Below are 25,775 nucleotides of genomic sequence, written 5' to 3'. Positions count from 1 at the left end.
CATACCCTGCGTATCAAGGAGCAAAATTGATCACACATATCAGCCCGCTCGGGTCTATGGATTTGCTGTCACAGTTGGAAGTAGACAGGCTGAAAAGCAGCGCCAGCAGTGACCTTTACCGTTTATTTCGTAACTGCTCGCTGGCTGTATTGAACTCCGGCAGCCAGACGGACAACAGCAAAGAATTACTTTCCCGTTTCGAGAGTTTCGACATCAATGTGCTGCGACGTGAGCGCGGCGTGAAGCTTGAACTGGTTAATCCGCCTGAAGAAGCGTTCGTGGATGGTCAGTTGATTCGTTCGTTGCAGGCCAACCTGTTCGCCGTCCTGCGCGATATTCTGTTCGTCAACGGTCAGATCACGAAAACAGGGCAGTATCAGAATCTCGATCTGGAGAATTCGACGCATATCACCAACATCGTCTTTTCCATTCTCCGCAATGCCCGGGCGCTGCACGTGGGCGAAGAACCCAACATGGTTGTTTGCTGGGGCGGCCACTCCATCAACGAAAAAGAGTATCTTTACGCCCGCCGGGTGGGTAGCCAGCTGGGGCTGCGCGAACTGAATATCTGCACAGGCTGCGGACCCGGCGCAATGGAAGCGCCCATGAAAGGCGCCGCCGTCGGCCATGCGCAGCAGCGCTATAGAGACGGCCGTTTCATCGGCATGACGGAGCCATCAATCATCGCAGCCGAGCCGCCGAACCCGCTGGTCAACGAATTGATCATCATGCCGGATATTGAAAAACGGCTGGAAGCCTTTGTCCGCATCGGCCATGGGATCATTATTTTTCCGGGAGGCGTCGGCACGGCAGAGGAGTTCCTGTACCTGCTTGGGATCATGATGGATCCCGCCAACAGCGAGCAGGTTCTGCCGATCATTCTGACAGGGCCTGAAGAGAGTGCGGACTATTTCCGGGTGCTGGACGAATTCATCGTCAGCACGCTGGGACGTCAGGCCCGCCGTTACTACAACATCATCATTAACGATGCCGCCGCAGTCGCGCGAGAGATGAAGAAGTCGATGCCGCTGGTGAAAGAGCATCGCCGTCATACTGGCGACGCCTATAGCTTCAACTGGTCGCTGCGTATCGCGCCTGATTTGCAGATACCGTTCGAACCCACGCATGAAAACATGGCGAATCTGCATCTGCACCCCGACCAGCCGACCGAACAACTCGCCGCGGCGCTGCGCAAGGCGTTTTCGGGTATCGTGGCGGGCAACGTTAAAGAAGGCGGCATTCAGGCCATCGAACAATTCGGCCCCTATAAGCTCGACGGCAACGCGGAGATCATGAAAAACATGGACCGCCTGCTGCAGGGCTTCGTCGCGCAACAGCGGATGAAGCTGCCGGGCAGCGCCTATATCCCCTGCTATGACATTTTGGCCTGACAAGATGTCTTCTCTGCCATTGTTCTGTACTCGTCAGGGCGGCGGCAGAGCGTTTATTCGCGGAGACGAATCATGCCCTTGCATCTATTGATTGTGGATGCGCTGAACCTTATCAGACGCATCCATGCCGTACAGGGCTCCCCCTGTTTACCTGCCTGCCGACATGCGCTGAGCCTGCTGTTGCAACACAGCCAACCGACTCATGCCGTTGCCGTATTCGACGACGAACAGAGAGCGTCGAGCTGGCGTCACCAACTTTTACCTGACTATAAAGCCGGGCGTCCTCCAATGCCGGACTCGCTGCATCAGGAGTTGCCGCAAATCAAAGAGGCCTTCAGAGAACTGGGTGTCGAAAGCTGGCACTCCCCTGGAGACGAAGCGGACGATTTAGCCGCAACCCTGGCCTGCAAAGTTGCCGCGCTGGGCCATCAGGCCACCATCGTTTCAACGGACAAGGGATATTGTCAGTTGCTGGCTCCCACGATTCAAATCCGGGATTACTTTCAAAAACGCTGGCTGGATGTGCCTTTTATCCGCCAAGAGTTTGGCGTCCCCCCGCAGCAGCTTCCCGACTATTGGGGATTGGCGGGCATCAGCAGCAGCAAGATCCCCGGCGTCAGCGGCATCGGCGCAAAAACCGCAGCACAGCTCCTGCAACAGGCGGGGTCGTTGGAACAGCTTTACCAGCAGTTGGAACAACTGCCGGTAAAATGGCGTAAAAAGCTGGAGCCGCAGCGGGAAGCGGCCTGGATTTGTCGCCAGGTCGCCACGCTAAAAACCGATCTCACTTTGAACGGCAATTTGCAGCAGCTGCGACTGGCATAGAAGGCGGGCTAGAGTGCCCGCCTTTGTCTTAACGCTCGTCGCGACGACCGGGAACCGCACCCCAGATCCGTCGGGCGTGGATCGTGATTTCCTCACGATCGTGGTAGAGCTGCTTGGCGTGAGCTTCCGCATTAATGCCGTTTTCGTGCAGGCGCTCCATAAGCAGTCCCAGATTCTGATTCACTTCCTCGTAGCGTTTTTTCATCGGCAGCTTGAGGTTAAAAATCACTTCGCGGCACCAGCCTTTCACAAGCCAGTCAGCCATGAGGTTGGTGACTTTGGCCGGTTTCTCCACCATATCGCACACCAGCCAGTACACGTTGTTGCGCGGCGGTTCGAACCGGAAACCGTCTGCCTGATGATGAATTACCTGACCGGTATCCATTAGGCTCTGCGCCATCAGCCCGTTATCCACCGCATGAACCATCATGCTGCGCTTGACCAATTGATAGGTCCAGCCGCCGGGACAGGCGCCCAAATCCACCGCATACATGCCGCTGCCCAAACGCTCTTCCCACTCATCCACCGGAATGAACACGTGGAAGGCTTCTTCCAGTTTGAGCGTGGAACGGCTCGGTGCATCCGCCGGAAGCTTAAGACGCGGGATCCCCATGTAGAACGGAGAATTGTTGTTACTGTAGGAGTAACCCACGTAGCAGCAGCCTGGCGCGATAAACATTACATGTATCACCGGCCGACCGGGTTTTTCTTGAGGTAACAATATCTTACTTTCACGCAACGCCGCGCGCAGCGGCACGGTGAACTTACGGCAGAACTTCATCAATTCTTTGCTTTCGTTGGTGTCGGGCACCTCAACGCGCAGCTCACCCGCACGCTCCAATACCCCGGTCAGCATGCCGACAATCGGCGAGATGCGGTCTTCCTGCGGCAGGTCGCGCAACAGCTCACCGCACACCATCATCTGACGGGCGAAGATCAGGCTCTTGAACGGAAGCTCCTTAATCAGGCGATCGGCATCTTCGTACTGATAGCACTCAAAAATGACGTAGCCGCTGTTGTCTTTGACCCGCACGAAGCCGTAAACGTTATGCTGTGCGGCTTTATCGGTAATTTCCGCCGCACACTCTTTTTCAAAGCCGGGACGGCAGTACAAAATGACTTTATTCATGCGAGTCAGCCTTTCTTTTCTGGCGCAGAGCGCCTATCAACAACAATAACCAGCCGCCCAGGAAGCAAACGCCGCCCACCGGCGTCACATAAGCCCATATCCTCAGTTGGGACAGTGCCAGACAGTATAAGCTGCCGCTAAACAGTATGGTTCCCAGCCCAAGGAGCGCCGCGCTCCAGTAAAACCACACGTTAGCGCGTTGGTTCATGGCCACGCTCAACGCCAGAATCGCCAGCGTGTGCACGGCCTGATACTGCAGCCCGGTATGAAGCCAATCCAGTTCAGCTTCGCCGAGCGAACGGCTTAGAACATGAGCGCCGAACGCGCCTAAAGCGACATATATAAATCCACTGATGGCCGCAAAGATCAGCATGAAACGGCTATTCATCATCGTTATCCATTTTCTTTTGAAGTAAGCAAGGTGCTCGAATCCCGAAGACTCAGCGCGAGCCGCTGTCATAGCGGAAGCGAAATTTCTCCTGTTCGCTCGCCGCACGCGCCAGTATCCACTGGCGAAAGGCGGCTATTTTACCCAGTTCGGCCTGACTGTCATGACATACCAGATAAAAAGCGTTTTTACTCACCAGCACATCATTGAATGGACACACCAATCTGCCCGCTTCGATTTCCGTCTGCGCCATCACATTATTGGCCAGCGCGATACCCTGACCGTGGATCGCCGCCTGTAATACCATCGCGCTATGACTGAATATCGGCCCCTGTTGAACGTTGATCTGCTGAACGCCCAATTGCCGCGTATAAGTCAGCCAGTCCCGGCGGGAAGCATCATGCAATAAAGTATGGAGAACCAAATCTGCTGGAGCATTCAGCGGGTGCTCCCCCGTCAACAGTTGAGGCGAGCAAACCGGCAGTAAATATTCGGCATAGAGCTTCTCCACCCGCAGTCCAGACCAGTTGCCACGGCCATAAAAAATCGCCACGTCGACATCATCCGCCAGACGGTGATCTTCCTCTCGTGATACCGCCTGAATGCGGACATCGATCCCCGGATAGTCGGCATTGAAACTGGACAGTCGAGGTACAAGCCAATGGATAGCGAAACTAGGCAGCATGCTCACCGTCAGCGCCCCTTTCGCGCTGCGGGCCTGCAGCTTGCGCGTGGCGTCGTTCAAGGCGAGAAAAATTTCTTTGATGTCCAGAAAGTAGCTCTGCCCTTCCTCCGTTAGCAGCAGTGAACGATTGCGACGACGAAATAATTTAAGGCCGAGAAAATCTTCGAGAGATTTGATTTGATGGCTTACCGCCGCCTGAGTCACAAACAGCTCTTCAGCGGCTTTGGTAAAACTCAGGTGGCGCGCGGCGGCATCAAACACGCGCAGCGCATTAAGGGGAGGAAGTCGTTTTGACATAGATCGGATTCTTGGCTCAGGCCCGTCAGCGCGGGGCTGACGCATGCTCATTCATTAGTTTTTTTAATCCGAGACATTATAAATTGTCCGTTGAGGATGCACCAGCAAATACCTATATTAGCGCCACTTCCTGAGCCGGAATGAAAAGTACGGAGGGGGTACCAAAGTGCTTTTGGCTTGTGAATGTGATGTTGTGTTTGCTATTTACCGTCTGGATTTCAGACAAGGTAGCCCTGCTACCTTTTCATTTCCTGTTTTTCCCCTGTCTATTCACAATATTGTGTAGGGCACCGCAAGATTGCGGTGCTTTTTTTTGATGCGAATCGCTCATGGGCGTCGAGAGACGTTTATTTCACTTCCGTCATCTGTTTCACATCGGAACGGTTGATCTGCTGTTCATGGCCAAAGGCGTCGGTGTAACTAATCAGGCCGGTATCATTATCCACTTTCGGTTTGCCGTCCGAGATGATGGTCCGTCCGTCATTAGTATGCAGGACATAGTTGCTGGAACAGGCCGCCACAGAGAAGGCCATCACAATGGCCGCAATGATTGATATTTTATTCTTCATATTACACTCCAAGTAGTTTTATAAATTTAATATCTTCTATTGAACGCCATTAAATTCCACAAATTGATACTACTAAGCGTAGCAACCCGCATAATTTTTGCCACCGAGAACGTGTAAGTATTGTCTGAAACTTGTTTAAGCCTGAAAAATGGGACAGGATCCTCCCCTTGAACAGAGGACAGTCATGATATCGTTTAACGCCCCCCACTTTCGCCAACAGTTCCCGGCTCTACAGCAGCCCGGCGTCTATCTGGACAGCGCTGCGACCGCACTCAAACCTCAGTCGATGATCGACGCGATTGGCCGCTACTATGGCTTGCAAGGCGGCAATGTGCATCGCAGCCAGCATCGCGAGGCGCAACGACTGACCCAGTGCTTTGAGGAGACGCGGCGGCAGGTAGCGGCGCTGATCGGCGCGCCAGATCCGCACAGCGTGATCTGGACGCGAGGGGCGACGGAATCGATCAATCTGGTCGCGCAAAGCTTTGCCCGCCCTCTGCTCACGCCCGGCGACGAAATAGTGGTCAGCGAGGCTGAGCACCACGCCAACCTGTTGCCTTGGCTGATGGTGGCCCGGCAAACCGGTGCGAACGTTGTTAAATGGCCGTTGGGCGACGATCTGCTGCCGGATGTTGGATGCCTGCCCGCCTTGCTGTCATCTCGAACGCGAATCCTGGCGCTCACCCAGATGTCCAACGTCACCGGTGGTCAACCGAACCTGCAACGCGCTATCGCACTGGCGCATCAGGCTGACGCCGTCGTTGTGGTCGATGGCGCACAGGGGATCGTACATAAGTCCGTCGATGTTAGGGCATTAGATATCGATTTTTATGCGTTTTCGGCTCACAAGCTGTATGGCCCCACCGGCATCGGCATCCTATATGGCAAACCGGAGCTGTTGGCGGGAATGCCGCCCTGGCAAGGCGGAGGGAAGATGATGCAGGAAGTCTCTTTCGACGGTTTTATCCCCCAGGACAGCCCGCAGAAGTTTGAAGCAGGAACGCCGCATATCGCAGGCGTCATCGGGCTCTCGGCCACCCTCGAATGGCTTAAAAGCTACGACCGCCACGCGGCGGAACAATATAGCGTCGCGCTGGCCGAGCAGGCGGAAAAAGCACTGATGACATTGCCTGGCTTTCGCAGTTGGCGCAGCGCCGATAGCAGCCTGCTGTCCTTTACGTTCAACGACGTACACCACAGCGATCTCGTCCCCCTGCTGGCGGAAGAGGGCATCGCGCTGCGCGCCGGGCATCACTGCGCGCAGCCGCTGATGACTGCGCTCGGCGTGAAAGGCACACTGCGGGCCTCATTCTCTCCTTATAATAATGAGCAGGACGTGGCGCAATTGATCGCTGCATCGCGTAAGGCGCTCGACCTGCTGCTGGACTAAATGACATGACTCTGAATTCGACTCGCCATCCCTTTGGCACCGACATCACTGAAGACGATCTGCGTCAACGTTTCTGCGCCTGCCGAAGTTGGGAAGATCGCTATCGCCAGATCATCCTACTGGCCAAACAGCTTCCCCCATTACCCGAAGATAAAAAGCAGTCCGCCATTGCGCTATCGGGGTGTGAAAATCAGGTGTGGTTGGGATACGAACAAGCAGCGTCTGGCGCCCTGCATTTCTATGGCGACAGCGATGGCCGCATCGTTCGTGGATTGCTGGCGATACTGCTTACGGCCATTGAAGGCAAAACTGCAGCGCAGCTGCAAACGCAAGACCCGTTAGCGCTGCTGGAGACATTGGCTCTGAAAGCTCAGTTGAGCGCGTCACGCTCAGCCGGACTGGCGGCGCTGGCCACCAGAATCAAGGATATTACGCGTCAGGAGTCATGATTAGAGGCTGTTTGACGCTGGGCTTTCGCCATCATTTTCTTTAAGGCATGCGAAACCGCCACAAATGCGAAGGTGGCGGTTACCATCGTCGCCGCGCCGAATCCGGACGCGCAATCCATCCGTTTAACGCCATCGGCGGTTCGTTTGAACGCGCAGACACTGCCGTCCGGCTGAGGATAAACCAGCGCTTCACTGGAAAATACGCAGTCGATGCCCAGCTTTCCTTTACTGTTTTTCACGACATTAAAATCATGTTTCAGACGCTCACGCAGCTTGGCCGCCAGCGGATCCTGAATGGTTTTGGCCAGATCCGCCACGGCGATGCGAGTGGGATCGATCTGCCCGCCGGCGCCGCCGGTGGTGACGACCGGGATTTTGTTGCGCCGGCAGTACGCCAACAGCGCAGCCTTCGCCCGCACGCTGTCGATGGCGTCAATCACATAGCTGAATTCGTTATTCAACAGCTCCGCCATATTGTCAGGGCTGATAAAGTCGTCCACGCAGGTCACTCGACACTCTGGGTTGATCGCCAGTATGCGCTCCGCCATCACTGCCGTTTTCGGCTGCCCGGTATGCTGACGCAACGCATGAATCTGCCGGTTGGTATTACTGACGCAGACATCGTCCATATCAATCAAGGTAATCGCGCCGATGCCCGTGCGCGCCAGCGCTTCCGCCGCCCAGGAGCCCACCCCGCCGATGCCGATCACGCAGATGTGAGCCTCGGCGAACAGCGACAGCGCCTGCCGGCCGTACAGCCGGGCGGTGCCGCCGAAGCGCTGCAGATAGCTTTCAGATAACCGTGAACTCATGACTCACCACCTTAACGGGTAACAACGTGTAGAAATCAAACGGCGAGGATAATAACGCAGAGCGGCGCATTTGCGGAGTAAGAGATAAAACCAAATGTATGCTTTGTGGATAATTTACTGTCAGAGCGCAAGTATGATGAAGCGGGCGCGGCGGCGGTACCCGCTTCGTGACGCCATTACTCAAAGAAGGTCGCGACCGGCGGCTTTCCAGGTAACCCGCCGCTTGTTGTCTGCGCTGGCGCAGCGCTCAGCAGCAGCCCGGAACTTTGCGGTTGCGTGTTTCGCAACACCCAGACTCGCCCGTAGTGGTTATAGAAACCGGCGGTGTGACCCGCTTCAGGGCCGATCCCCTGATAGATGTCAAAGTGCTGTCCTTTGATCGCACCACCGACGTCCAACGCGATCATCAGGCGCATCTCATATTTGCCGTTGAATTTGCCCTGATTATCCAGCAGCGGAACTTCCGCCAGCAACACGCTGCCTTCGGGGATTAGCGAGCGGTCGGAGGCAACAGAGGCCTTGGCGATCAGCGGCACCGCGCTCGCGCCACGCACTAACGCCGCATCCATCGGCTTGAAGAATACAAAGGAAGGGTTCTGTTCCAGCAGTTGGCGAACTTCCTGTTCAGAGTGGGTGTCCGCCCAGCGACGAATCGCCTGCATCGACATATTTTCTTTCGCGACTTCGCCTTCATCGATGAGGACTTTGCCGATGCTGCGATAGGCGTGACCATTTTTGCCCGCGTAGGCAAAGAACGTCAGAGGGCGGCCGTCGCCGAAGTCAACATACCCGCTCCCCTGAACCTCCATCATGAAGTTATCCATTAAAGAGTTGCTCCAGCCCAGAATCGGCGCATTGCCGAGCGCGCCCGCGTAAATGCCCGCGCGATCGGGAAGACGACGGTTTTTCTTGCCACGTGACGGCATGCCGTAGATGGGATACTGGAACTCACCCTGCCGGGTGTAGCGCGCCTGCACTACCGGAGTGTAGTAGCCGGTGAACTGAACGTTGCCGAAGCCATCTACCCCTTCCATTTGCCAGGAGCCCAGACCAAACTTGCTGAGTTCGCGCGTATCGCCACCCGACAGCATCCAGTTCTGAACGGCCTGGAACGTGGCGTTATTGTTGCTATGAAGCGTGGGAGAATCCGTCTGAATGTGGGTGACCTGATTGGCGAAGTCGCCGGCGTTGATCGGCTTGCCGTGCGTGTTCGGCTCGTTCACCATTTTTAGTGGCTGAGCGAGATGTCCGTCTTTATACTGCTGACCCTGATCGGTAGGCCGGCTCTGACATCCTGCCAAAACGGCGATCGCTAAACCGACCAACACACAACTGCCCCGCCATCCTTTCATTGTTCCGCGCTCTCTTCTTAAGTGGTGTCCAACATGGAACGATAGCAAACGGGTGGGTAAAATGAAATGCGCCCCATATCCCAAACCGCGCCGTTCTACGTAAACAATATCCTTACCTATTTTACGGCAATAGATGAAGAAACAAACAAAGACAAGTGAAATCATGGATTTTTGCTAAAAAGGGGTTGCATAGAAACGCTCGGAGAGTATAGTGCGCTTCCACGGACGCGGGGTGGAGCAGCCTGGTAGCTCGTCGGGCTCATAACCCGAAGGTCGTCGGTTCAAATCCGGCCCCCGCAACCAATTTACGTCTGAGACGTGAAAGCAGTCAGAAAGAAAGCCATAATACGGCCGCGGGGTGGAGCAGCCTGGTAGCTCGTCGGGCTCATAACCCGAAGGTCGTCGGTTCAAATCCGGCCCCCGCAACCATTATGCCTGAGAAGTGAAAGCAGTCAGAAAGAAAAGTTATAATAGGGACGCGGGGTGGAGCAGTCTGGTAGCTCGTCGGGCTCATAACCCGAAGGTCGTCGGTTCGAATCCGGCCCCCGCAACCAATTATCATTAAACACCTTAACAGGTGTTTTTTGCGTTTTAAGGCCACCTCATCCTGAGATCTGTGAACTGGGAGGGGTGCGCCGCAGCTCATCCCCCTCTTCGACTCCTGACCTATCTGGCCCGCTGAGCGAAATACGCTTTGATCCCTTCGAGAATTGACTGCGCCACCTGCTGTTGGAATCGCGCGGTACGCAATTTACGCTCTTCTTCCGGATTACTGATAAAGGCCGTTTCCACCAGTACAGAAGGAATATCCGGCGCTTTTAATACCGCAAATCCCGCCTGATCGACGCTGTTTTTATGCAGATGGTTGATCCGCCCCATGCGACGCAGAATTTCTCCGCCGAATTTGAGGCTGTCGTTGATTGTCAGCGTCTGCACCATATCCAGCATGGTGTGGTCAAGATAACGATCGCCGCTCATGCTGACCCCGCCGATTAAATCGGATTCGTTCTGCGTCTGGGCCAGAAAACGCGCGGCGGAACTGGTCGCGCCTTTCTTCGACAGCGCAAACACCGACGAACCTTTAGCTGCTCGGTTGGTAAAGGCATCCGCATGAATAGAGATAAACAAATCGGACCGCTGCTTGCGGGCTTTCGCCACACGCACCTGTAGCGGGATAAACACGTCTTCATTGCGCGTCATAAACGCTTTCATGTAGGGCTCGCGATCGATCAATGCCTTCAGGCGACGTGCAATTTGCAGCACAACGTCCTTTTCACGCGTCCGATTTTTGCCGATCGCGCCGGGATCTTCCCCGCCATGCCCCGGATCCAACATCACCACCAGCGGCCGCTCCCGCCCAGGTTTCCCGGCAAGCGGCGCTTCCGTCGGCAGCGTTCGTTCAAGATCGCCCTTGTTGTAATCCTCCAGCAGCGCCAACAGCGGATCGTCCGCATTGTCGTAGCGTCCTTCTACCGGGTATAGATCGAGCACCAGACGATTTTTGAATCCGGCGACCGGAGAAAGCGCAAACGTTTTGGGGCTGACCTGCTGCTTAAGTTCCAACACTAGCCGCACCGTCTGCTTATCGAACTGTCCTGCCCGGGCGGTCTTGATATAAGGGTCACCCTGATTGAAGCGTTGGCCTACATTTTTCAGCACGCTGTTCAGCGAGACATTTTCGATGTCCACCACCAACCGCCGGGGGTTATCCAGCATGAATTGCCGATACTTCAGAGGATGACTGGATTCCAGCGTGACGCGGGTATAGGCCGATGCGGGCCAGATACGCACGGCAATAACCTGCGATGTGGCGGCGATACCCACGCCGGTGACGCTCAGCAGCCAGGTCGCGGCCGCACCCTGCAATAGTCGTCGGCGGGTCAGAGGGGGGGTCGAATCAGACATGCAGCTCCGGTTAAGTACGGGATAACAACCAATGACGATAAAAAAGGTTATGTTTTTTGGAAATGCCCGAAACTTTAGCGAATCTGCCCGATACTGTCATGAAAAATGTTTTCTGGTAAAGCGTGAATACGGGGTTTGCGCAAGAACACACGCGGACGACGAAACGCTTGCCTTTTACGCCATTAAGAATAAAAATACAAAAATACCGAATAAAAATTCATGAGGCTTGCAGTGAAGGAACGTAGTACAGAACTGGTCCAAGGCTTCCGCCATTCAGTTCCTTATATCAACGCGCATCGCGGCAAAACGTTCGTCATCATGCTAGGCGGTGAAGCGATTGAACATGAAAACTTCAGTAATATCGTCAGCGACATCGGTCTGCTTCACAGCCTGGGCATCAAGTTGGTTGTGGTCTATGGCGCCCGTCCGCAGATCGACGCCAATCTGGTCGCACACCATTGCGAGCCGACCTACCACAAACATACCCGCATCACCGACAGCACCACGCTGGAGCTGGTCAAGCAAGCCGCCGGCATGCTGCAACTGGATATCACCGCCCGTCTGTCTATGAGCCTGACCAATACGCCGCTGCAGGGCGCGCATATCAACGTTGTCAGCGGCAATTTTGTTATCGCCCAGCCGCTCGGCGTCGACGACGGCGTGGACTACTGTCACAGCGGGCGCATTCGCCGTATTGATGAAGAGGCGCTCCACCGCCAGTTGGCGAGCGGCGCTATCGTATTGCTTGGCCCCGTCGCGGTTTCCGTGACCGGCGAAAGCTTCAATCTGACCTCAGAAGAGGTCGCGACGCAGTTGGCGATAAAACTGCGGGCGGAAAAGATGATTGGCTTCTGCGCCGAGCAAGGCGTCACTGACCAGAACGGTAAAGTCATCCCTGAAATGCTGCCGGAAGAGGCTCAGCGCCTGATCCATAACCAGGAGGAATTAGAAGACTTCAATTCCGAAGTGGTACGTTTCCTGCGCGGCGCCGTGAAAGCCTGCCGCAGCGGAGTACGCCGCAGCCATCTGATTAGCTATCAGGAAGATGGCGCGCTGTTGCAGGAACTGTTTTCCCGTGATGGTATCGGGACGCAGGTCGTCATGGAGAGCGCCGAGCAGGTGCGCCGCGCGACCATCAACGATATCGGGGGGATTCTGGAACTGATTCATCCGCTGGAACAGCAAGGCATTCTGGTGCGTCGCTCCCGCGAACAGCTGGAAATGGAAATCGACAAATTCACCGTGGTCGTCAGGGATAACCTGACTATCGCCTGTGCGGCGCTTTATCCGTTCCCTGAAGAAAGCATTGCCGAGATGGCCTGCGTGGCGGTTCACCCGGAATACCGCAACTCTTCCCGCGGCGACCAACTGCTGCATCACATCGAGACTCAGGCTCGTCATCAGGGGCTTAAACGCCTGTTCGTGCTGACGACGCACAGTATCCACTGGTTCCAGGAGCGCGGCTTCCAGCCCGCTGAGGTCGCGATGCTGCCGAGGCGTAAGCAGGAGCTGTATAACTATCAGCGCCGTTCGAAAATACTGGTTATGGATCTCTAAAGCACTATCGCCGGACCAGACCGGCGCGCAAGCCCTGTTCTTTCGCGCCGCTCCCTTGGCCTACCCTTTCCGGATTCGACCGTCTACTCCGCCATCAAGGATCGAATACGCGCCTCGAGTCCGCTATAGCGCTGCGTCGGCGTGCTCACCGCCCGGCACAGTAATGCCCTATCGCTGTATAGCGACAGCCGCTTCCGGGCGCGAGTGATCGCGGTGTACACCAATTCCCGCGTCAGAACAGGCAGAAAGTGATTCGGCAGCGCCAACGCCGTGTGTTCGAACTCAGAGCCCTGAGACTTATGCACGGTCATGGCATAGGCCGTTTCATGCGGCGGCAGCCGGCTGGGAGCGACCGATTTGGTTCGACCATCCGGCAGTTGGAAATAGACACGGAGCTCACCCTGATCGTTTGTCATACTAATGCCGATGTCGCCGTTGAATAGCCCCAGCACGGCGTCGTTGCGCTCAATCATCACCGGGCGGCCGACATACCAGCGCCCGCCGTTGAGCGCGGGTCGTTGAATCAATCCCGCCGCCTGCAACGCGCGTTCAATCCGCTGATTCAGTCCGGAAACGCCAAACGGCCCCTCTCTTAGCGCGCACAGTTGTCGGTAACGTTGAAAGGCGTGTAATACTTGTTCCGGAGCGTCACCGCTGGCGATACGTTGGAGATAATCCGTGTATCCTTCCACCGCCTGATCCAGCAGGCGCTGATAATCTGAATTATCCGCCAGCGGCAGACACGCGATATCGCCATAGCCCTGTTGCAAAACGGCCAGCAGCTGCGCCTCGTCGCCCCGATTTACCGCCTTCGCCAGCTGTCCTATGCCCGAGTCCGCAGTGAAACGGTAACTCTTGCGCAACAGACAAATACTGTCGGTCACCGAGGCGTTTTCCGCCGTGCCCGGTTCCAGCGTGCAGCCGGTGAGACGGTTCAACTGCTGACTCCGCCTCCTACTGTACCCCTGTTCGGCGAAACGGCAGACGTCGCCCAGCACCGCCCCGGCCTCGACCGAAGCCAGCTGGTCGCGGTCGCCTAACAGTATGATGCGGGCCTGCGGCGGCAGCGCGGCTATCAGATTCGCCATCATCGGAAGATCGACCATTGAGGCTTCGTCCACCACCAGTACATCCAAGTGCAGCGGATTATCCTGATGGTAGCGCAGGCGCTGGCTGTCCGGCACCGCGCCCAGCAGGCGATGCAGCGTGGTGGCCTCCTGCGGGAAAGCCTGCCGCTGCGCGTCGCTGAGCGGCAGTTGACTCAACACGCTGCCCAAAGACTCGGTGAGACGGGCGGCGGCCTTTCCTGTCGGCGCAGCCAGCTCAATACGCGGCGACGGCCCATCCTGCAGCTCTATCAGGGCCGCCAGCAGTCTGGCGACCGTCGTCGTTTTACCTGTGCCCGGCCCCCCGGAAATCACCGCAATCCTGCGGGTCAACGCGACCGCCGCGGCGATCTTTTGCCAGTCGGCTTCGCCCTCAACCGCAGGAAACAGGTCATCCAACACCGCACGGATACGGGCTTCGTCATAGACAGGCTCGGCACGATTGCCGGCGATAAACTGCGCGACGCGGCACTCTCCCTGCCAACTGCGCTGCAAGTACAGATTGTCCTGCTGAAAAACCAGCGGGGTGGGATCTTCACCCTCGCCGACGGCTGGGTCGTTCGACAAATGCTGCCGCCATTCAGCTTCATCCGGCCTTCCCAACCGCTGCCAGATGTCCTGAGCCAGCGCCCGATCCCGCCCGTCAAATAGCGCGTTGGGATGAAGCTGTGACAACGGCAGGCAAACGTGCCCCGCACCGGCGTAGGCGCTGAGGCACGCCGCCGCCAGCAGGAGATGCGGCTGGTCGTCTTCCGCCAGCATCCGGGCAAACTGCACGTCCAGCGGACGCAACCATCGCCGCTGACGGGCTTCTTCCAATAGATCAATCATGCTCGACATGCGTACCCTCCGTTAACGCTTCCCCGCAAAACAAACCATCCATATCGTCGATAAACGCCCGGGAAGGACGCGAGAAGTAGATCCCGTTGCCGGGATGCTCGGCGCTGACGCCGCGCAGAAACAGATAAAAAACGCCGCCGAAATGCTGTTCATAGCCGTAGTCCGGCAGTCGATGCCGCAGATAACGGTGCAGCGCCAGCGTGTAGAGTTGATACTGCAGGTCGTAGCGATGTTCCGCCATCGCCCGCATCATGGCGTCCTGCGTATAGGCGCTGGCGTCATGCCCCAGCCAGTTGGATTTGTAATCCAGCAAGTAGTAGCGGCCCTGCCAGACAAATATCAGGTCGATAAATCCCTTCAGCATGCCTTTGACCTGCTGAAACGATAACGCCGGGCAGAGCGCGGAGAGCGGATCATGATGTCTAGTCAGACGGTCCAGCGCGTCAGCGGTGAGCATCCGCTGGATCGGCAGGTAGAACTGCAGCTCGGCCTGTTTATGTCCGTTATCCAGTTCGGCGAGCCGAATACCGTCACCGTTGAGCGGCAGACTCAGGACGTTCTCCATCCAGAGCTTCAGCACCGGCAGCCACGCATCATCAATGCCATAGCGCCGCAGCCGTTCCAGCAGCCACTCGTCGTCGATCGGTTGGGTAAAATCCAGCGTTTCAAACAGGCTGTGCAAAAACGTCCCCGGCGCTGCACCGCGCGGAAATGAGTGCGGCGAACGCTCCGCCGCTTCCTCTTCCGCCGTTTCGCCCATCGAGTCGATATCAAAATGGGGCAACAACGCCTGAATGGTATCGGAACCGTGCTGCTGCAATCCTGAATAGCTGGTCACCCGCCAGCCGTCGCGCAGCCGCCGGGTAGTCCGCCGCGCCTCGAGCAATGGCGGCAGCGCCGACTCAGGCTGCCACGGCTGTTCGTCCTGTTCGGTCGCCATGCTTAGCGCGATATCCTCTCCCACCATGCCTTCCAGCTCGGCGATTAACGCCTGGGCGGTAGCGGCCTGACCGCGCTGTAATAGATAGCCCAACGCGCTGTGGTGCATATCGCTTTCGCCCTCTTTCTTGCGGGTTCCCTGAAACAGCGGCGCAACCCCAACCGCGCAGTGATAAACAGCTCGGGTCAAAGCCACGTACAACAACCGTAAATCTTCCGCCAGACGCTCCTCTTCTGCCAGTAGCTGACTCTCTTCGCCGTTTTGCAGATCCAGCATGGCCCGGAAGTTCTGCCTGTCGTGGTAAATGCCCTCTTGCTGAGAGCGAAAGTTGCCGATGAAGGGCAGCCAGACCAGCGGATATTCCAGGCCCTTGGATTTATGAATGGTCCCTATCTGCACCAGATGGCGGTCGCTTTCCAGCCGCAGCTGCTGATTCTCTGCCTGCGGATTAGGCTGGGCGATCTGCTGGGCCAGCCAGCGCACCAGCGCGTGTTCGCTGTCCAACGACGCCGAGGCCTCCTGCAACAGTTCGCCGATATGCATCATGTCTGTCAGACGGCGTTCGCCATCGGCACTCGCCAGCAGATCCTCCGCCAGCCGACGGTGCATCATCAACGCTCTCAACATGGGCAAAACGCCGCGTTTAAGCCAGAGCTGCCGGTAGCGGGCAAATTCGTCCACCAGGGCGTCCCAACTCGCTTCGCTGCGGCTTAGCGCATCTAACGAAGGCGCATCCATTCCCATCATGGTGGTTGCCATCGCCGCACGCAGCGCGCGCTCCTGTTCCGGCGCCAGCACCGCCTGCAGGATCCATAGCATCTCCCGTGCCTCCACGGTGGTGAACACGCTGTCGCGGTTGGACAGGTAGACGGATGGGATATTCAGGCGGCTCAACGCCCGGCGGATCAGCATCGCCTCGCGGCGGCTGCGCACCAGTACGGTAATATCCGCCGCCCGCACCGGCCTCTTCTTGTTCTTATCTTTGACCAGCCATGCCTGCCCCGACTGTCCGGCGGTCAGCCAGTCGCGGATCTGTCCCGCACATTGACGGGCCATCATCTGCTGATATTCACCGACCCCGGTCCCTTCTTGTCCAGTCAGCCAGAACCGAAGCGCCGGCGTTTTTGTACCGTCCATTTCGAAGACATAAGACTGGTTTGGCGGAGCCGGATTGACGGGCAGGAACGGGATCTGTTCGAAGATAAAGGGAGCATCGACGCGCTGAAACAGATGATTCACCGCGGCCACCATACCCGGCGCGGAACGCCAGTTGGTGTCGAGCGTATAGTGCGACCGCACCTCCGCGCGCGCGCGCATGTAGGTGAAGATATCCGCCCCGCGAAATGCGTAAATCGCCTGTTTCGGGTCGCCGATCATTAACCAGCCGCACTGCGGCTGGTCAGCATAGATCGTGTGGAAAATACGATACTGCTGGGTATCCGTATCCTGGAACTCATCGATCATCGCCACCGGATAACGCGTGCGGATCGCCTCGGCCAATTGGCCGCCGTCCGGCTGCTGCAATGCTTCATCCAGACGCCCCAACAGATCGTCGAAGCCCAGCTCCGCCCGCCGCTGCTTCTCTTCCCGCACCGTGCGCTTGATCTCTTTGAGCGCCAGCCAGATGACCAGATCCTTGAGCGTCAAAGATTCTTGCAGCAACCGTTCCACCGCGCTGAATACCGGGTGCAGCGGGGGTTCGCCCTTGGTCGTTCGTTCAACCAGCTCCTGCTGACTAAAGCGTTCCAGATCTTTAGGCAGATGGTAACTCTGCGTCGGCTGATCGGCCCACTCTCCCACCCTGCGCAGCCAATTGGGCAGATTGCGACTACTGTAGCGTCGTTTATCTACGCCCGAACCGCGGATCAATGCCTCCAGATCGGACGCCTCACGCCACGTCTGTTTAAAAGCGTCAATGATCGCTACGATACGCTGATGGCGATCCAGCAGGGTTTCTTCCTGCTGTGGCGGTTCGCGCAGCGTCGGCATTTCGCCGTGCAAATACGGCTGCAGCGTCTGCAACAAGGCTTCTGGACCTTGCCATTGTTCGCTCAACACCCTCACTACTTCCAGGGGAAGCGGATAGCAGTAGCGACGCCAGAAGTCGGCGCAGGCCTGACGGCGCAACGGCTGCTCATCTTCTAGCAGACGCTGTTCAAACAGGATGCCGGACTCGAAGGCGTGGGTTGTCAGCATCCGCTGGCAAAAGCCATGAATGGTATAGATGGCCGCTTCATCCATCTGCCGTTCGGCGCGCAGTAGCACTTCGGCCGCCTGGTGACACCAGTCCTGCGGGATCTCGGCCAGCAGTTGCTGCATGAGCGCATCGCAGTGCTCCCCGCCTAGACAGGCGAGATAGAGCGTATGGATGTTTTTGCGGATACGCTCGCGCAGTTCTTCCGTCGCCGCTTCCGTAAAGGTGACCACCAGAATCTCTTCGACGAGCAAAGGACGCGGATAGGCGTGTTCACCGCCTAGCCCAAGCAGCAAACGTAGATAAAGCGCGGACAGGGTGTATGTTTTACCCGTTCCCGCCGACGCTTCAATCAACCGCTCGCCAGACAGCGGCAGCGTGAATAAATTAAGAGAGTGCGGAGTCGCAGTCGTCATGGTTTTTCTACCTGCTGAGGTGACAAGATGCAGGATAAGGCGCAGATGTTGAAATGACGACGCTGTCGCACTACCGCGCCGAACGCCCAACTTTCTTGGCCCGCCCCCTGTCGCTGCGCTTTTGCTGTTTTACTCCACCGGTTGCCGCTCAAAACTGATTAAACCTTACGGCGGGTAATAGCCATGTCGCCGCCGCGGCCGTTACCTGCGCGATCCTTTCGCTGTCCATCTCCCGCACGATACGCTGCAGGTAATAATCTTCTCCTTCGCCGGGCAGGTTATAGGTGCCCTGCCACGCTTCCAGCAGTTTTTGCTGCGCCTTATTGAGGGAGGCGTCATCGGTCAGCAAGCTATCGCTGTCGCGATCGTAGACGACCTTCAGCCAGGCGCCGCCGGAGCGATTAAGCAGCAACAGCGGTTGATTCATTCCTTGCTGATAACCGTTAATCATTAATGCCATAAACTCCCGCGCCTGCGCTTCGCTCAGCGAGGGAAAACGCCAGCCGCCGTCTTCGCGCCCATAGATCCGGCTTTCACCCTGCCCACCACTTAAACAGTAGATCAGATGCTCCAGCCATAGCATCATGCCATCCACCAGCGAAATTTTACCGGGACGCCAGCGCAGCAGGCCGTCATGCTGAATTTGCGTCAGCCAGCCTGTGACACGCACGCCATCCAGCATGATATCCAGTTCCTGACTGTCCAACGTCTCCAACTGCCGCTCCTCACGCACGCGCGCCGCCAGATTACGCATTTCATCCAGCTGCGTCTGCCAATACAGCTCGCCGAAGGCACCATAAGGCAGCGCTCCGGCCGCACGCACGCGACGAAACAGCAGTTCCACGTCACCGTCGTTGATCAGGGCGTTCAGCAGCAGGGTATTCATCTGATAGCGATCGAGGTGATCGACTAAAAACGGCTCCTCTTCCCGCAGCTCCTGATCGTCGAGCACAAAATTCACGCCGAGACGCAGTTGGAAAAATGCGCGTACAGGATGACGGTAGAAGCGTCTCAACTCATCCAGCGTCACTTCGCTGTACTGCTGCTCCGGCAAAGGCAGGTCGAACGGCGGTTGGGACTCGCCTTCACGCCCTGCCGCGGCCAGCCACTCGGCGGCAAAACTCTGCGAGGTGCCGTCGGCGACAAAGTTATCCGCATCGAATGGCATGCGAGGATGCTCGCAGCAGAGCTCCGCCAAAAGACGCTCAACGCCGACATCGCCGTTCAAATCTTCATCGCCGGGCACACAGTAACTTTGAGCGATGTAGTCCAGCAGTTCGCTGACCAGAACGGAGGGAAAACGCTGGCTGTTATCCTGAATAGAGTGGCCGATATAGCTGATATAAAGCCGATTCTGCGCCGACAGCAACGCCTCCAGAAACAGATAGCGGTCGTCTTCACGCCGGCTGCGATCGCCGCGCCGACGGTGCCGCGACATCAGGTCGAACCCCAACGGCGGAAGCGTGCGCGGATAAACGCCGTCGTTCATCCCCAGCAGGCAAACCACCTTGAAAGGGATAGAGCGCATAGGCATCAGCGTACAAAAATTCACGGTGCCAGCCAGGAAACGCTGGCTGAGCAGCTCCCTGTCGAGCCGGCCCGACAGGGAGCTGCGTAGAAGCGTTACGGAGATAGGCTGCGGATAGCGCGCCAGCATGCCGGTGTTGATGATCTGCTGCCAGTGCTCCTCAATCAGCGTCAACGCCGCTTCGGCGTCGCCGTCCGGCAAAAAGAAATCATCCACCAATTGACGGCACAGCGGCTGCCACTCTTCCAGCGTGCGCAACTGCTGCAAACGCTGCCGCCACTGGCTCAGCCGCATCAGCAGATCCGCCAGTTGTCCGGCCAGTTCGGCGATCAACCCGCTAGACTCATCGTAGGGAAGCACGCCCCGCCAGTCTCCGGCATGGCTGTCCATCGCATATCCCAGCAGCATACGCGTGATGCCGAAACGCCAAGTGTGCTGACCGGTGGGCGGCAGCATCAGTTCTCGGACGTTGTCGTCATCCAGCCCCCAGCGGATGCCGGACTCCGTCACCCATAGCCGCAGGCGTCTCAGCCCCTCTTCATGAATGCCGAATCGGTTCGCCAGCGCCGGAACTTCCAACAGCGCCAATACCTGCTCCGCCATAAATCGGCTGGTTGGCAGTTCCAGCAGTGTCAGCACCGCCTGCAAGGCGGGATGCGCATGCCGCGCGCGCTGATCGGAAATGGAAAACGGCAGATAGCGATCTTCCGGCGCGTTGCCGAACACCGCCTGAATAAACGGCGAATAGCTGTCGATGTCCGCCACCATCACGATAATGTCGCGCGGCATCAGCTCAGGGTCGTCAGCCATCATCGCTAGCAGTTGGTCATGCAGCACTTCCACTTCACGCTGCGGGCTGTGGCAGGCATGAACGGACACTGAACGATCTTCCGGCATCAGCGGACGTTTGCGGCGTTTTTTTTCTACGCTATCGTCTGCCGCCGGTGCAATTTCACTATTGTTGCCGGTCACGACGACACGGCTATCCTCCAGCTCCAGGATGTCCCGCTGTAGCGCACTGAGCAGGTGTTGCGCCTCGATATCGACATACGCGGAGACGCCGTTCGCCTCATCCAACTGCTCAAGCAGGTGTAAATTGTCGCGCCCCAGCTTGCCCCAGGAGGCCAGCAGCGGGTTACCCACATTTTGTTCGCCATCCTCTTTAAACAAGGACTCGGCACGCGTCGGGTCGCGGAACAACGGCCGGCTTTCTGCCGTCATCTGCCGATGCTGATACAAGCGCCACTGGCGCCCTTTCAGGCGGGCCAGAGACGCTTCGTCCTGAATATCGCCCCAATAGTAGCGGCAGGGATTGGTAAACAGCAGGTGTACGTCGATATGTTTACCCAGCGCCTTCAGGGCTTGCAGATAAACCGGCGGCAGTGCGGAAATGCCACAGATAAAAACCCGATCCGGTAGACCGGGAGGACGGCTTTCCGCCCGGTCAAGCACCTGAATAAAACGCTGATACAGGATGGTGTGGTGCCATTCGAGCTGACCCAGAGACTGCGTGTACTCCACCAGCCGCCGCCAGAGCGGCGCCTGCCACTGCTGAGCTTCCCCAGCCTCGTCCACCCATTGTCCCTGCTGCCAGCGCATAATCCAGTCAGGGCGATAAATCAGATATTGATCGAATAGGTCGGCCGTGCGACCGGCCAGTTGATGAAGCTTGCGGTCGCCGTCGTCCTCTTCCAGATAGTGGGCCAAGAGAGCAAAAGCCGGATCGTCCAGTTGCTGAGGCAGCAGATGCATCAGCTTCCAGCTCATGGCTTCTTTGCCAAAGGCGCTTTCTTTGGGGATTTCGGGGATCAACCGCCGACACATGTCCCACAAAAAGACGCCCGGCAGCGGAAATTGGATATTAGCGGCGATATGAAATTTTTCGGCCAGTTCGATTTGGAGCCACTGCGCCATACCCGGACTTTGCACTAACACCACTTCCTGCTGGAAAGGGTCGGTAAGCGGCTGTTGCTGCATCAGCACCACCGTCAGTTCCTTCAATATATCCAGCTGATTGGAATGGTAAACCGTGAACATGGTGACTCCTGACCGTTCGCTGCCGTTTATGATGTCTTTGAGGTTGGCTCTTCAGTTTCCGTCGGCGGAGAGCAGAGCCAACGGGTGAGCGAGGCGGAATAGTGCCGCGGCGTCACTACGGCAGCCGTGACCCGCTGGCACTGCGGGCCATAAGGCTGCACGTTTATAGAGCTGGTCCAGCCTTCCGGCAACGGCGCGGTGACGGTTCGAACGGGCACGCCTGCGTCCTGCGCCTCCAGCTGTTCATTCACCCACCGCCAGGCCTGACGCTGCTGCCATTGGTACTGTAATGACCGTTGAAGGATTAAATGATATTGCAATAATCCGGTTAGAGAAACCGCGAACAGCAATGCGGCGATCAGCGTTTCAAGCAGGCTGAACCCGCTTTGATTTCCTTCGAACGACAGTTTCTTAATAAACGACACAGTAATGCGCCTCCGGTTCCGGGCAGAAGTCGAGCCATCCCTGCGACATCGCTTGCAGCAGCACGGCACCGTCGATGGTCTGCGCCGCTACGCGCTGGTATAACCGCAACGGCGGAGTATTCACCTCAAACTGACCCTCGCCCCGCAGCACGCCCTGATTGCCGGAGGACGATAAATGCAGGCATACCCGCAGACGGTCCACAGAGAGCGTGCGGCACTGCCACACATCCCCGCTGTCCTGCCAACGTTGGCTAATCCCCCATTCAAGAGAAGATAGTCCCTGATTAAAGGCTTTCCAATAATGCTGTTCGTCCTTGCCCTGCTCCGTCCAGGTTTCCAGTTGCTTTTGCATACCGACCAGCAGCAGCACGCCAAGCGAGATAAGCACCATGACAATCATCAGGGCGTTGCCCGACTGGTGACATTTAGACGGCATCGTGATTACGCCTCGCGACCCATCGCTGCACCTGCTGTTTGATCTGCGGCCTGTCGGTCCAGTAGCCTGAAAGATCCAGCAGGTACAATGTTCCTCGACTGCCCTGTTGCGAAGAGACCTGAAACCCGGTGATGGTCACTTCATTCGGATCGAAGAATTTCTCCCAGCGTTTTCCCCGACACCGGGCGTAGCCGGTCTGAACCTCCAGAGCGCCGTTGCGCAGGCGGTAGCTGAAAAATTCTCCCTCCTGCCGTTCGCCGGGATCCCAGTGACCGCTATGATTCACGTCGTAAGACACCGTCAGGCAACTTTGAGCCGAATTCGTGTCGTCGGCGCTCAATGTAACCGCTTCGCCCCGACAGCGGCCCGCGCAATATCCCGCGCGAAGGATATCTTTTTCGATAACGGATAAAGCCTCGCTGAGCGTCTGCTCGAGACGAAACGCGTTAAGTCCCTGCTGGCTCTGCTTATTCAACACTGAAAATAGCTGTACGACAGCAAGAATAATAATGCTGACAATGGCAAGCGCCAGTATCACTTCCGGCAGAGAAAAACCGCCGATGCGACATTTTTTATCCGGCATCAGCATATCGGGGTACTCAGCAGCGGCTGACCTTCACTGCACAGACGTAATCGGCCACGTACGGAAAGCACCAGCCGGACACGCCCCGCCGCACTTCTCAGCGTCAAGTGACCCGATTGCGCCGTGTGGCGTAGACCAAAGAAGGAAAACTGCTGCGCCGTAGCGTCTACCAGCTCAACGTCGCGGGATGTCGCGGTAAAAAAAAGCGCGCTGTCAGCCGGACAGTCACCGCCTGATGTTCCCGGCCCGACACACCAACGTTCCCCGATGCGGTGTATCTGCGCCGTAAGCGTCGCGTTGCGCCAATTGGCCTGAGTTTGTATGCGCGCCACTACGCCCATCAACTGCCGGGCATTCTGCTCCAGTAGCATTGCCTGACGATATCCCAACCAGCTATGTAGCCCTGTGCCGACCAGGAGTGATATCACCGCTATTACCATCACTAACTCCAGCAGGGTGAACCCCTGTTGCCATCCATTGCATTTTTTCATGCCGCTCAGTGTAGCGACAATTCCTATTACCGACAGCAAAATGGTATCGGCTTTGCGCAGCGACGCGTAGATTTTTTGAAGCGAAAACAGTTTATTACTAATTAAATGCGAAGCGGTTTGCAAAAACCGTCTTTGCCATAAAAAATATCCTGTCGGCGAATTGCCCACAGGATATTGTTATGACTGACCGAGCGAGGTCTACATTCACTCAGGCGAGATCAGGCGATGCCGCCGGAGTCAGGACCAGAGGCGTGAACGCCTCACACCAACGATTAGATCGCGACAGGCGCTTTGATCGGCGGATGCGGATCGTAACCTTCAATTTCGAAGTCTTCGAAACGATAGTCAAACAGAGAGGCGGGACGGCGTTTGATGATTAGTTTTGGCAACGGACGCGGTTCCCGAGTCAGTTGCAGATTCGTCTGCTCCATATGGTTGCTGTAAAGGTGCGTATCGCCCCCGGTCCAGACGAAGTCACCGACGTCCAAATCACACTGTTGCGCCACCATGTGCACCAACAGCGCGTAGCTGGCGATGTTAAACGGCAGCCCCAGGAATACATCGCATGAACGCTGGTAAAGCTGGCAAGAGAGCTTGCCGTCGGCGACGTAAAACTGGAAAAACGCATGGCAAGGCGCCAGCGCCATCTGGTCGATCTCGCCTACATTCCAGGCGGAGACGATGATGCGGCGCGAGTCAGGATCCTGCTTCAACTGGGTCATCACTTTCTCCAGTTGATCGATCTGACTGCCATCCGCCGCGCCCCACGCGCGCCACTGTTTGCCGTACACCGGCCCCAGGTCTCCATTATCATCGGCCCATTCATCCCAAATGGAGACTTTGTTTTCGTGCAAATAACCGACGTTGGTATCGCCGTTCAGGAACCACAGCAGCTCATGGATAATGGAGCGCAAATGGCAGCGTTTAGTCGTCACCAGCGGGAATCCCTGCTGCAAGTTGAAACGCATCTGATGACCGAAAATCGACAGCGTCCCCGTGCCCGTGCGGTCGTCTTTTGGCGTCCCCTCATCAAGCACTTTTTTCATCAGTTCCAGATACTGTTTCATACTACCTCATTTAAAAATCGAGTCATTGCCATCATTGCCGGGCCGGCTGACGGCGGTAAGCCCAAATCATCATAAAAAGACCTACCAGCACCATCGGAATCGACAGGATTTGTCCCATGCTCATGATGCCGCCGAAAAGTCCCAACTGAGCGTCCGGCTGACGGAAAAACTCAACGATGATGCGGAACATGCCGTAGCCGATCAGGAACAGGCCGGACACGCTGCCCATCGGGCGCGGTTTGCGGATAAAAAGATTCAGAATGATAAACAGGACAATGCCTTCCAGCAGCAGTTCATACAGCTGCGACGGGTGACGCGGCAACATGCCATACTGGCTAAGGATATCCTGCCACTCCGGATGCGTCGCCGCCAACACCATGTCTTCACCGCGCGAACCGGGAAAGAGCATCGCCCACGGCGTATCGGTCGTTACGCGGCCCCATAGTTCGCCGTTGATGAAATTACCCAAGCGCCCCGCGCCAAGGCCGAACGGTATCAGCGGCGCAATGAAGTCGGAGACCTGGAAGAAGTTGCGCTGGGTGCGGTAAGCGAAGCACAGCATGACGACAATCACGCCGATCAGGCCCCCGTGGAACGACATGCCGCCATCCCAGACCTTAAATAAGTACAGCGGATTCTCCACGAAGCTGGAAAAAGCATAGAACAACACGTATCCCAGTCGACCGCCGATAAATACGCCGAGAAAACCCAGATAAAGCAGGTTTTCGACTTCGTCTTTTTTCCAGCCGCTGCCCGGTTTGTTCGCCCGGCGAACCGCCAGCCACATGGCAAAGACAAAGCCAACCAGGTACATCAGACCGTACCAGTGCAGCGATACGGGGCCGATGGAAAAAATTACCGGATCAAATTGAGGAAATTCCAGATAGCTCGTCGTCATCAATCACCACATTCTCGTTGTTTTATCCCTGATTACGGGTTCAGCTAAAGGCAGGAAAACCGATG

Annotated in this window: 21 protein-coding genes and 3 tRNA genes; 8 read left to right on the top strand and 16 right to left on the bottom strand. The window is 56.9% G+C overall.

Annotated features, from left to right (window positions below):
- Positions 1–26 precede the first annotated feature (26 nt).
- Together ppnN and xni are read left to right on the top strand one after the other, a co-directional pair.
- Positions 27–1,391, top strand: a complete 1,365-nt coding sequence (gene ppnN, locus I6N93_RS04345; protein ID WP_085688205.1) for a nucleotide 5'-monophosphate nucleosidase PpnN — start codon at positions 27–29, stop codon at positions 1,389–1,391.
- 72 nt (positions 1,392–1,463) lie between these two features.
- On the top strand, positions 1,464–2,216 hold the full coding sequence (xni, locus tag I6N93_RS04340) for a flap endonuclease Xni (RefSeq protein WP_085688207.1): 753 nt from the start codon (positions 1,464–1,466) through the stop codon (positions 2,214–2,216).
- A 28-nt stretch (positions 2,217–2,244) separates the two neighbouring features.
- Here the strand turns inward: xni and rlmM are convergent, their stop codons facing one another.
- From rlmM to I6N93_RS04320, 4 genes are all read right to left on the bottom strand, one after another.
- A complete protein-coding gene (gene rlmM / locus I6N93_RS04335; RefSeq protein WP_085688209.1) occupies positions 2,245–3,345 on the bottom strand; it encodes a 23S rRNA (cytidine(2498)-2'-O)-methyltransferase RlmM in 1,101 nt (366 codons plus the stop codon).
- A complete protein-coding gene (locus I6N93_RS04330; RefSeq protein ID WP_085688237.1) occupies positions 3,338–3,733 on the bottom strand; it encodes a DUF423 domain-containing protein in 396 nt (131 codons plus the stop codon). The genes rlmM and I6N93_RS04330 overlap by 8 nt, the downstream gene beginning before the upstream one ends.
- Positions 3,734–3,785: 52 nt before the next feature.
- Positions 3,786–4,715: a transcriptional regulator GcvA gene (locus I6N93_RS04325; protein ID WP_085688211.1), complete on the bottom strand. Its 930-nt coding sequence runs from the start codon at positions 4,713–4,715 to the stop codon at positions 3,786–3,788.
- A 347-nt stretch (positions 4,716–5,062) separates the two neighbouring features.
- Complete coding sequence (locus I6N93_RS04320) at positions 5,063–5,284, bottom strand: YgdI/YgdR family lipoprotein (RefSeq protein WP_085688213.1); 222 nt, start codon at positions 5,282–5,284, stop codon at positions 5,063–5,065.
- Positions 5,285–5,468: 184 nt separating this feature from the next.
- On the opposite strand from I6N93_RS04320, the gene csdA reads away from it, so the two are divergent.
- Positions 5,469–6,674 (top strand): cysteine desulfurase CsdA, encoded by a 1,206-nt coding sequence (csdA, locus tag I6N93_RS04315; protein ID WP_085688215.1) that lies wholly within the window; start codon positions 5,469–5,471, stop codon positions 6,672–6,674.
- A gap of 5 nt (positions 6,675–6,679) precedes the next feature.
- The gene (gene csdE / locus I6N93_RS04310) at positions 6,680–7,123 is read left to right on the top strand and encodes a cysteine desulfurase sulfur acceptor subunit CsdE (protein WP_085688217.1); all 444 of its coding nucleotides are present in this window, start codon (positions 6,680–6,682) and stop codon (positions 7,121–7,123) included.
- Here the strand turns inward: csdE and tcdA are convergent.
- Both tcdA and mltA read right to left on the bottom strand, forming a co-directional pair.
- On the bottom strand, positions 7,111–7,935 hold the full coding sequence (gene tcdA, locus I6N93_RS04305; RefSeq protein WP_085688219.1) for a tRNA cyclic N6-threonylcarbamoyladenosine(37) synthase TcdA: 825 nt from the start codon (positions 7,933–7,935) through the stop codon (positions 7,111–7,113). The genes csdE and tcdA overlap by 13 nt on opposite strands.
- A gap of 176 nt (positions 7,936–8,111) precedes the next feature.
- Positions 8,112–9,287, bottom strand: a complete 1,176-nt coding sequence (mltA, locus tag I6N93_RS04300; RefSeq protein WP_085688221.1) for a murein transglycosylase A — start codon at positions 9,285–9,287, stop codon at positions 8,112–8,114.
- Positions 9,288–9,513: 226 nt separating this feature from the next.
- Here mltA and I6N93_RS04295 point away from each other — a divergent pair.
- The 3 genes from I6N93_RS04295 (at position 9,514) to I6N93_RS04285 (ending at position 9,841) form a co-directional block, all read left to right on the top strand.
- Positions 9,514–9,590 (top strand) — tRNA-Met (locus I6N93_RS04295).
- A gap of 49 nt (positions 9,591–9,639) precedes the next feature.
- A tRNA-Met gene (locus I6N93_RS04290) sits at positions 9,640–9,716 on the top strand.
- Between the two features lie 48 nt (positions 9,717–9,764).
- Positions 9,765–9,841: transfer RNA gene (locus I6N93_RS04285), tRNA-Met, on the top strand.
- 112 nt (positions 9,842–9,953) lie between these two features.
- On the opposite strand, the gene amiC is transcribed toward I6N93_RS04285, so the two are convergent.
- Positions 9,954–11,192 carry an N-acetylmuramoyl-L-alanine amidase AmiC gene (gene amiC, locus I6N93_RS04280; RefSeq protein WP_085688223.1) on the bottom strand — a complete coding sequence of 413 codons (1,239 nt, stop codon included), beginning with the start codon at positions 11,190–11,192 and terminating at the stop codon, positions 9,954–9,956.
- Between the two features lie 219 nt (positions 11,193–11,411).
- Here amiC and argA point away from each other — a divergent pair, with 219 nt between their 5' ends.
- Entirely contained in the window at positions 11,412–12,749 is a 1,338-nt protein-coding gene (argA, locus tag I6N93_RS04275; protein ID WP_167459580.1) for an amino-acid N-acetyltransferase, read from the top strand.
- Positions 12,750–12,832: 83 nt separating this feature from the next.
- Here the strand turns inward: argA and recD are convergent, their stop codons facing one another.
- From recD to lgt, 9 genes are all read right to left on the bottom strand, one after another.
- Positions 12,833–14,686 carry an exodeoxyribonuclease V subunit alpha gene (recD, locus tag I6N93_RS04270; protein ID WP_085688239.1) on the bottom strand — a complete coding sequence of 618 codons (1,854 nt, stop codon included), beginning with the start codon at positions 14,684–14,686 and terminating at the stop codon, positions 12,833–12,835.
- Entirely contained in the window at positions 14,679–18,245 is a 3,567-nt protein-coding gene (gene recB / locus I6N93_RS04265; protein WP_085688227.1) for an exodeoxyribonuclease V subunit beta, read from the bottom strand. Before recB ends, recD begins: the two co-directional genes overlap by 8 nt.
- A 148-nt stretch (positions 18,246–18,393) precedes the next feature.
- Complete coding sequence (recC, locus tag I6N93_RS04260; RefSeq protein ID WP_112111541.1) at positions 18,394–21,810, bottom strand: exodeoxyribonuclease V subunit gamma; 3,417 nt, start codon at positions 21,808–21,810, stop codon at positions 18,394–18,396.
- 26 nt (positions 21,811–21,836) lie between these two features.
- A complete protein-coding gene (locus I6N93_RS04255; RefSeq protein WP_085686717.1) occupies positions 21,837–22,235 on the bottom strand; it encodes a prepilin-type N-terminal cleavage/methylation domain-containing protein in 399 nt (132 codons plus the stop codon).
- Positions 22,222–22,671: a YgdB family protein gene (locus I6N93_RS04250; RefSeq protein ID WP_085686719.1), complete on the bottom strand. Its 450-nt coding sequence runs from the start codon at positions 22,669–22,671 to the stop codon at positions 22,222–22,224. The genes I6N93_RS04255 and I6N93_RS04250 overlap by 14 nt, the downstream gene beginning before the upstream one ends.
- Entirely contained in the window at positions 22,661–23,254 is a 594-nt protein-coding gene (locus I6N93_RS04245) for a prepilin peptidase-dependent protein (protein WP_309251402.1), read from the bottom strand. The genes I6N93_RS04250 and I6N93_RS04245 overlap by 11 nt, the downstream gene beginning before the upstream one ends.
- Complete coding sequence (locus I6N93_RS04240; RefSeq protein WP_085686879.1) at positions 23,254–23,745, bottom strand: prepilin peptidase-dependent protein; 492 nt, start codon at positions 23,743–23,745, stop codon at positions 23,254–23,256. The genes I6N93_RS04245 and I6N93_RS04240 overlap by 1 nt, the downstream gene beginning before the upstream one ends.
- Positions 23,746–24,017: 272 nt before the next feature.
- Positions 24,018–24,812 carry a thymidylate synthase gene (thyA, locus tag I6N93_RS04235; protein ID WP_085686723.1) on the bottom strand — a complete coding sequence of 265 codons (795 nt, stop codon included), beginning with the start codon at positions 24,810–24,812 and terminating at the stop codon, positions 24,018–24,020.
- A 31-nt stretch (positions 24,813–24,843) separates the two neighbouring features.
- Positions 24,844–25,710: a prolipoprotein diacylglyceryl transferase gene (lgt, locus tag I6N93_RS04230; protein WP_085686725.1), complete on the bottom strand. Its 867-nt coding sequence runs from the start codon at positions 25,708–25,710 to the stop codon at positions 24,844–24,846.
- Between the last annotated feature and the right edge of the window lie 65 nt (positions 25,711–25,775).

Source organism: Lonsdalea populi, from assembly GCF_015999465.1.
Lineage (GTDB): Bacteria > Pseudomonadota > Gammaproteobacteria > Enterobacterales > Enterobacteriaceae > Lonsdalea > Lonsdalea populi.
This window is presented reverse-complemented; position numbering and strand designations above follow the sequence as displayed.